Below are 7,066 nucleotides of genomic sequence, written 5' to 3'. Positions count from 1 at the left end.
TGGAACGGAAAGCGACGGTTGTCAGGGGTTCCCCATTTATTCTCCAACCAGAAAGGGACTATCACAGAAAATCAGTTTTCACTGACTTTCTGGACAGCCCCTACTCTACCATTGATTCATATAATTGTTGTACTGGTTTCATGAGAACACGATTCACTTCTTCAATTAAACCGCTCAATTGCATCTCTGCTTGCAACATGCCCATAATCTTTTCATTTTGCTGCGCTAACTGGGCTGTTTTTTGTGCGTATTCAAGCTCTTCTTGTGAGATTTCCTCTCCAGCCATCTGTTTTTCTTGCAAGTTCAATTGGATTTTGCGGAAATTCGTGAAAAGAGACAACGCCGCCTCATCTGCTTTAACGTCCTCGATCGCTTTTTGTACTTCTCCAAACTCATTCGTTTGACGTAGAGACGCTTCTAATTTGTTTAAGTCATCATAAATATTAACAGTCATTTACTGTTCCCCCTATAAATTTGTCAGCAAGACAATTACGCCTTGCACGATTCCGATTAAGCCGCCTAACAAAGCGCCTAAAACCGTAATCATCTTAAATTCGCGCCTTGAAATTCCTAATACAAGATCTTCAAGCACCGCCACCGGAAATGAATCAACCTGCTCTTTAACGATTTCATCAAGCTTCAACTTACTTAGAGAGATTTCCAATTGCTTTTCCGCTTGATCAAACGCGAAACTCGTCAATTTAGGCGTGATTTTCTCAGCAGTCCATTGAGCACCGTTCGGAAAATAATCTTGAATCGTCTTATCAAAACGGTCAGAAAAAGCCAATTCTCTCTTAACGTATGCTTTAACTGCGTTAAATGCGCCATCCCAATCAAACCCTGACAACAATTCATCGACAGGTCGATTTTTAAGCTTATTAAATTCCTTGTCGATCATCGTGCGTAGCAAATGATTCGTGCCCGGTGCTTCAATGAACTTCGTTGCCTCGCGTTGCACTTTTTCAACGAGGGAATTGGAATCCCCAAAGAACATGTTCAACACGCCACCAAATGTTCCTTTCGATTCCAGGAAATCATTAATCAATTTTTGAAACATCACTTTTCCTTCAAACGAATTGACATACTGATTTGCACGATCAAGCATATAAACAGTAATTTTCGGTATTTGCTCCGCGGCCTGTTCTTGCCATTTCTCCGGCACAACTTCCGCCACTGTACCTGTTGTCAATTTTGCCCGCATGTTATTCAAACGGCTGTCAATGACAGACAGAACTTTCCCTTCCGCTTGTTCAGCAAAATTAGCAGCTCCCGACAGGCTAATCCAATCATTCAACGTACGATCAGATTGAAAAACATATTGTTCAATCTTCTCTTGAATAAATTGCTCGGCTTTTTTTTCCATCTGAGGCGTTAATAATTTTTTACGGAAAGTTTCAGGCGTCAGTAAATAATTCGTCACTGTTCGCCCTAACTGAACTGCCAATTCATCCCGCCGTTTAGGAATTAACCCTGGTGTGAATGGAAGCCGCCATTTGCCGATATACTTCGCTTCATGCGGCCGAAAAAGCATTTTAATCGCAAGATGGTTCGTAAAACCGCCGATTACTGCGCCAATGACAGCCATAAAAACTATTGTCCATATAAAGTTCAATCGTTTCACCTTTTTTCCGATTCATTCCGCTCCAATTATAACAGAACATCCTTCATCCGAAAAAAGATATGGTACACAATCATTAACTTCTAATCATTAATTTTCTTCTATAGTCTCTATTTTCCCTTCGACATCAATCTTGAATGTCTTTTCGTTAACGGTAAATTCAAGCGGAGCTACTTCAGATTGTTTTTTGGAAAAATACCAGCGACGATGAAGCGGAACTAATACGACGAATTTGTCATCCTTTCCTAAGAAATTCAATTCATCCGGATTCACTTCAGTTCCATTGCGCAGCGGGATGCCGTTGTCCTGAAGCAGTTCACCGACTTCTGTAACGTAAGGTGTTGCAACTCCTACTTCACTTATATCGATAAATGACTCTTTCGTTAAATCTCCGAATAAATCTCGTTTTCTCCTTCCGATCAACTCAACGATATTCCCTGCTGGATCTTCAAAATACATTGAATCAGCATCAAAGCTTTGAAAGTAAACTTCATCTCTTCCTTCTTCCCGATTTAGCGTCACACGGTCTTTTAGCCAATATTTCATCATCGAAAATTGATTGCCGGGTATATTGATTGCAAAATGATAAAAGTAAGGCCGCTCGCTTTCAACAAAGGATAGCTGTGAACTGCCGACTTTCACTGTAAATCGGTCGTTATCGGCTTCGACCAAATCCCACTCCAGTAAATTCATATAAAAACGTTTCAATGATTTCAGCTTATTCGTATACAACGTAACACTCTTGAACATGATCACATTCCCCTATTCGATTTTTTATGTTTCCACATTTTCATTAAAACAATCGTACAGCCGTATAAGATAAGAGTACTGATCAATACATTTCCGAAATCCCAAAAAACAAATTTCATATTATGGGGAGACAGAAGAGAGAAGCCGGTTGACAATGTTCGATCACCATGAATAGACACCCACTCGATTGCCAGCCGTACCCATATTCTGTTTATGGAATATATTGAAAGTGCTGAAACAACGATACAGAAAAGAAACACTTTTTTTATGTTTCAGCATCACTTTTCCTCCTCTATTCGTTATACAAAAAAAGCGATCTTCCATAAATCTACCTTCAATAGATGAATGCCATTTCCAGCAACATCATAATCGTTCATCATTCTGCCTATTTTGTTAATGACAATTGCTCAAATTATTGGTAAACTACTCTACAACTATCGTAACATATTTACTTATCTTCGTTCGGCTAAAACTCTTCAAATTTACTGTCTCAGTTTACTCAACTATGTTATTGTTCAATCGGTTATGATTTAACTTCTTCCGAACAATGAAACATAGGCAATGCCAACGCCGCCTGAGGGTAACACCTAATTTTGCAAACACCCCCTATTGGCTCAAAGTCTGTAGGGGATGTACCTAATTTTCAGCGGTTTATGTTTAAGCGTGGCCAAAAAATTCAAATGCAATCACGCTCAGACGTGATTGGTTAGGAGGTTATTCCATTGATCCGTTATCCACTACCCTTACAAACCGGGCAAACGATTGGTGTGACAGCCCCATCTTCCGGCGTTGAACCTGAACTGCATGAGCTCATCAATCAGGCAAAAAAACAATTGGAACGCAGAGGATACAATGTGCGTATAGGCGATACGGTATGGACTCAGCAAAAAGCTGCTTCAGCGCCAAAAGAAGTTCGAGCGAAAGAATTAATGGCAATGTTCAAAGACCCTGCAATCCAAGCGATCATTCCCCCTTGGGGCGGCGAAATTCTATCGGAAGTATTGCCCCTCATCGATTGGGATGCGATCGAACCAAAATGGATGCTTGGCTACTCGGACACAAGCACTTTCCTTTTCGCATTGACAATTATGACTGGAATCGCAACAGCTCACGGAACAAACTTAGTTGACTTAAGAAGCGATGAATGGGACCCGGTTACATCCAAGTTTATCGACTTCCTTCGTGCATCGGAAGGAATGGGGTTCGAGCAGGAATCCTCAGCTAACTATCAATCCAAATGGCAACATGATGCTAAACCAGATCCGTACGTATTCCATTTCGATACAATTACTGAATGGAAAGTGATCGGCGGTCGTTCTGCTGAAATGACAGGAAGATTTTTAGGCGGTTGTCTGGATACGATCCGTCATTTAGCCGGAACACCATATGGCGATGTCCGTTCATTTCAGCAACAGTTTTTAAACGGAGAGCCGATTCTATGGTATTTGGAAAACTGCGAACTGAATGCAACAGACTTTCATCGCAGCGTAGTTCAGCTATTTTACGCAGGCTGGTTTGACAACGCCTCTGGAATCATTTTCGGCCGTTCTCCTGCCGGTCAAATGACGGAAGATTTCACTGTCATCGATTCTATGGAAAGACTGAAGGAACTGACGGGGCTTCCAATTGTTTATGACGCGGATATCGGTCATGTACCGCCGCAAATTACGCTAATAAATGGCGCTGAGGGCACTGTCAAAGTAGAGAATGGCAAAGCTACGGTTTTTACATTATTGAAGCCTTAAATTATTCATCCCAATTTATCAAAAGAGGAGGATTGTCATGTCCATTTCATTTCGAAAGGAAGAAGAATTTTTTACGTTCCATGATCCGATGCAAGACGGCAAGCTAATTGACAGAAAAACTGAGGTTCGATATGACCCGCTCACCGGTGAAAGTTCTCGCATCATTTTTGATCCAGGAGCACCATTCGTCCCTTCTGATTACAGTAAGATGGCCGAAGAAACTTCAGGCGATAAATGTCCGTTTTGTAAAGAAAATGTGTTTAGCAAAACACCTCGCTTTTCGGATGAATTAGTTGAAGGTGGAAGAATTTTAGTAGGAGAAGCGGTTGCATTCCCAAATTTATTTCCATACAGCAAACATAATGCAGTCGTCCGCATGACGGATCACCACTTCGTAAAATTAGATGAATTTACACCGAAAAGGATACGCGATGCGTTTCATGCTGCACATCAATATATTGATAAGGTTGTTGAATTTGATCAAAAATCGTCCTATGCTTCGATAAACTGGAATTACTTGCCGCCATCAGGGGGCAGTATTCTCCATCCGCATATTCATGTGCTCCTATCGGAACATCCGACGAATTATCAAGCTACCATCGCACATAACGCACAAATTCTCCATGACAATACAGGAATAAACTTTTTTGAAGAAATTGTCCGCATAGAACAAGAAAAAGATGAAAGATGGATCGGCCGAAGCGGCTCTATTAGCTATTTGCACGCTTTTGCGCCAAAAAGCCATTATGATTTTATCGGCGTGTTTGATGCGCATTCATTTGCCGATTTAACAGAAGCCCACCTGAATGATTTTGCGCATGATATGCAGCGCTTCTTTGCGTACTTCCTAAAAAATGGCGTTGAAAGTTTCAATTTGGGCTTATTTATCCCTCTCGAAAAAAAGCCTGGAGAACGGATACACGTACGCCTTATTCCGCGAATGACAATCGGCATGTTGGACACGAGCGATATGAATGTATTTAATTATTTGCACGGGGAACCGCTCTCTTTGAAGGAACCTGAAAAAATAGCGAAAGAGGTTGCTTCCTATTTTGAAAATGTAGTCAATCCATAATTTGTGTTCAATGAAAGAAGTGATTTACTTGCAAAAAACAGTGACAGACCGAGTCGGAAGGACAATCACTTACAATTATCCACCTAAACGGATTGTCTCGCTCTGCCCCGGCATCACAGATACGTTGTTTTCTCTGAATTTGAAGGAAGAGCTTGTCGGACGGACAAGGTTTTGCATTTATCCTAAAGAGGAAGTAAAAGAGATTCCCGCAGTCGCCGGGACAAAAGATATTAAAATCGATAAAATCCATGATGTGAAGCCTGACTTGATTATCGTTGAAAAAGAAGAAAATACCGAAGCGATTGTCACGGAATTACAAGAGCATTATCCTGTTTATGTAGCTGAAGTCCAGTCCATCGAAGAAGCCCATCGCATGATTGTGGATATGGGCGAGCTTACGGACAGGAAGGAAGAAGCCAAACAGTTAAGCACTGCTATACGAGATCGTTTTTCCGCACTTCCTTCAATGGAAGGCGAACGAGCTGCTTATATCATTTGGAAAAAGCCGTATATGGCAGTTGGGCGCGATACGTATATTCAATCTGTCTTACATGAAATCGGATTGATCAATCCATTCATTCAGAAAGAAGGACGCTACCCAGTCATAACAGAAGAGGATTTTGCAGCAGCAAAATTAGATTATGTCCTTTTAGCGACTGAGCCATACCCATTCAAAGAAAAGCATTTCGAGGAATTTAAGAGGATGTTGCCTGAAACAAAACCGCTCTTAATTGATGGAGAAATGTTTTGGTACGGTCCGAGGATGCTCGAGGCTCCTTTATATTTGCAACAATTTGTTCATACAGAAAAACACGAGGACAACGGCTGAGCTGCTCTCGTGTTTTTTCTTTAAAGGCCATTGTAAATTGTAGACATCCGAATCGCATGCTCCATTTCATCGTGCATCGCGATGAATAAAGGATTGTATGCTTGCTGAAATGGAATCGTCAGCAACATTTCCTTATACATTTCCACCGCTTCCAACTCATCAATTAACGATTGTTTCACGCATTCTTTAAAATTGTAGCAAGGCACAGGCTTCTTAGGGTTTTGAACAAATGTCCCAGTCATCATATAATAGAGTTGTTGAAACATTTCATAATGGCTTTTTTCATCTTCATAGATATGCTGGATGAAATCTCGCCATAGCGGATCTTGTGTTTGCTCGTACATAGATCGGTAAAAGTAATAGGCTTTGTATTCCTCTTCAATCGCCTGTTTCAATTGATTGGCAAACAAAATAGCACCCTTTCGCATCTTTTGTTCACTTTATGCGGACGGGCGCAGTCATATGAAAGGAGACCTACCAATGTTACAGCACTATAGCTACAAGCCAATGTACGCGGGTGGCAATTTGCCCGGCTGGACATTTTCATTCTTCTACAAAAACCAACGATACACAGGTGACTATATGCCAGACGGCACGATAGATTGGACCAGCGAAACGCCACCCGACGAAGACCAAGTGAAAAAAATGATTCACGAATTAATGACTTTCCATGTATATGAATGATTGACCGCTTTTCGCATATACTACCTTTCAATAAGGAGGCGTTCAGCATGGATAAAGAAAAAACACCTGAACAATTGCGAAAAGAACAAGAACAATTAAAAGTGCAAGACCAAAAAACCGAAAATGTTTTTGAAGATAAAAGCAGAGTGCCGAATGAGCAAAATGCGTGGAAAGAAACACAGTATAAAAGAGGGCAATAATGCTAAAAAAGTTATTCTAATTTGAAGACCATAAAACGTAATATTGTGTAGAAGTGATGTTAGGGGGCTGTCCAGAAAGTCAGTGAAAACTGATTTTCTGTGATAGTCCCTTTCTGGTTGGAGAATAAATGGGGAACCCCTGACAACCGTCGCTTTCCGTTCCAG

General features: G+C 41.0%; 9 protein-coding genes. 5 read left to right on the top strand and 4 right to left on the bottom strand.

Annotated elements, in window-relative coordinates; all coding sequences use genetic code 11:
- Window positions 1–100: 100 nt before the first annotated feature.
- The 3 genes from ACFQ38_RS11895 to ACFQ38_RS11885 all read right to left on the bottom strand — a co-directional run bounded on the left by ACFQ38_RS11895 (window position 101) and on the right by ACFQ38_RS11885 (window position 2,368).
- Window positions 101–454 carry a YlbF family regulator gene (locus ACFQ38_RS11895; RefSeq protein ID WP_336823875.1) on the bottom strand — a complete coding sequence of 118 codons (354 nt, stop codon included), beginning with the start codon at window positions 452–454 and terminating at the stop codon, window positions 101–103.
- 12 nt (window positions 455–466) lie between these two features.
- Complete coding sequence (locus ACFQ38_RS11890; RefSeq protein ID WP_381481080.1) at window positions 467–1,621, bottom strand: DUF445 domain-containing protein; 1,155 nt, start codon at window positions 1,619–1,621, stop codon at window positions 467–469.
- 87 nt (window positions 1,622–1,708) lie between these two features.
- Window positions 1,709–2,368 (bottom strand): glyoxalase, encoded by a 660-nt coding sequence (locus tag ACFQ38_RS11885; protein ID WP_336823873.1) that lies wholly within the window; start codon window positions 2,366–2,368, stop codon window positions 1,709–1,711.
- A 722-nt stretch (window positions 2,369–3,090) separates the two neighbouring features.
- Between ACFQ38_RS11885 and ACFQ38_RS11880 the strand changes: the two genes are divergently transcribed.
- From ACFQ38_RS11880 to ACFQ38_RS11870, 3 genes are read left to right on the top strand one after another with little or no spacing between them, the layout of a single operon-like run.
- Entirely contained in the window at window positions 3,091–4,113 is a 1,023-nt protein-coding gene (locus tag ACFQ38_RS11880; protein ID WP_336823872.1) for a S66 family peptidase, read from the top strand.
- A gap of 37 nt (window positions 4,114–4,150) precedes the next feature.
- Window positions 4,151–5,188: a hypothetical protein gene (locus tag ACFQ38_RS11875; protein ID WP_336823871.1), complete on the top strand. Its 1,038-nt coding sequence runs from the start codon at window positions 4,151–4,153 to the stop codon at window positions 5,186–5,188.
- 28 nt (window positions 5,189–5,216) lie between these two features.
- The gene (locus ACFQ38_RS11870) at window positions 5,217–6,017 is read left to right on the top strand and encodes an ABC transporter substrate-binding protein (protein ID WP_381481078.1); all 801 of its coding nucleotides are present in this window, start codon (window positions 5,217–5,219) and stop codon (window positions 6,015–6,017) included.
- Window positions 6,018–6,037: 20 nt separating this feature from the next.
- Here the strand turns inward: ACFQ38_RS11870 and ACFQ38_RS11865 are convergent, their stop codons facing one another.
- Window positions 6,038–6,445: a ferritin-like domain-containing protein gene (locus ACFQ38_RS11865; RefSeq protein ID WP_336823869.1), complete on the bottom strand. Its 408-nt coding sequence runs from the start codon at window positions 6,443–6,445 to the stop codon at window positions 6,038–6,040.
- Between the two features lie 52 nt (window positions 6,446–6,497).
- On the opposite strand from ACFQ38_RS11865, the gene ACFQ38_RS11860 reads away from it, so the two are divergent.
- On the top strand, window positions 6,498–6,701 hold the full coding sequence (locus ACFQ38_RS11860) for a YheE family protein (RefSeq protein WP_336823868.1): 204 nt from the start codon (window positions 6,498–6,500) through the stop codon (window positions 6,699–6,701).
- Between the two features lie 47 nt (window positions 6,702–6,748).
- Complete coding sequence (locus tag ACFQ38_RS11855; RefSeq protein WP_336823867.1) at window positions 6,749–6,901, top strand: hypothetical protein; 153 nt, start codon at window positions 6,749–6,751, stop codon at window positions 6,899–6,901.
- The last annotated feature ends 165 nt before the right edge of the window (window positions 6,902–7,066 follow it).

Source organism: Sporosarcina contaminans, assembly GCF_042679045.1.
Taxonomy (GTDB): Bacteria; Bacillota; Bacilli; order Bacillales_A; family Planococcaceae; genus Sporosarcina; species Sporosarcina contaminans.
The sequence above is the reverse complement of the archived record's forward strand: the minus strand, read 5'-3'. Positions and strand labels throughout refer to the sequence as shown.

Excerpts from the sequence above, each read along its gene's own strand:
- ACFQ38_RS11895 (WP_336823875.1), bottom strand. The coding sequence starts at position 454 with ATGACTGTTAATATTTATGATGACTTAAACAAATTAGAAGCGTCTCTA.
- ACFQ38_RS11885 (WP_336823873.1), bottom strand. The coding sequence starts at position 2,368 with ATGTTCAAGAGTGTTACGTTGTATACGAATAAGCTGAAATCATTGAAA.
- ACFQ38_RS11875 (WP_336823871.1), top strand. The coding sequence starts at position 4,151 with ATGTCCATTTCATTTCGAAAGGAAGAAGAATTTTTTACGTTCCATGAT.
- ACFQ38_RS11865 (WP_336823869.1), bottom strand. The coding sequence starts at position 6,445 with ATGCGAAAGGGTGCTATTTTGTTTGCCAATCAATTGAAACAGGCGATT.
- ACFQ38_RS11860 (WP_336823868.1), top strand. The coding sequence starts at position 6,498 with ATGTTACAGCACTATAGCTACAAGCCAATGTACGCGGGTGGCAATTTG.
- ACFQ38_RS11855 (WP_336823867.1), top strand. The coding sequence starts at position 6,749 with ATGGATAAAGAAAAAACACCTGAACAATTGCGAAAAGAACAAGAACAA.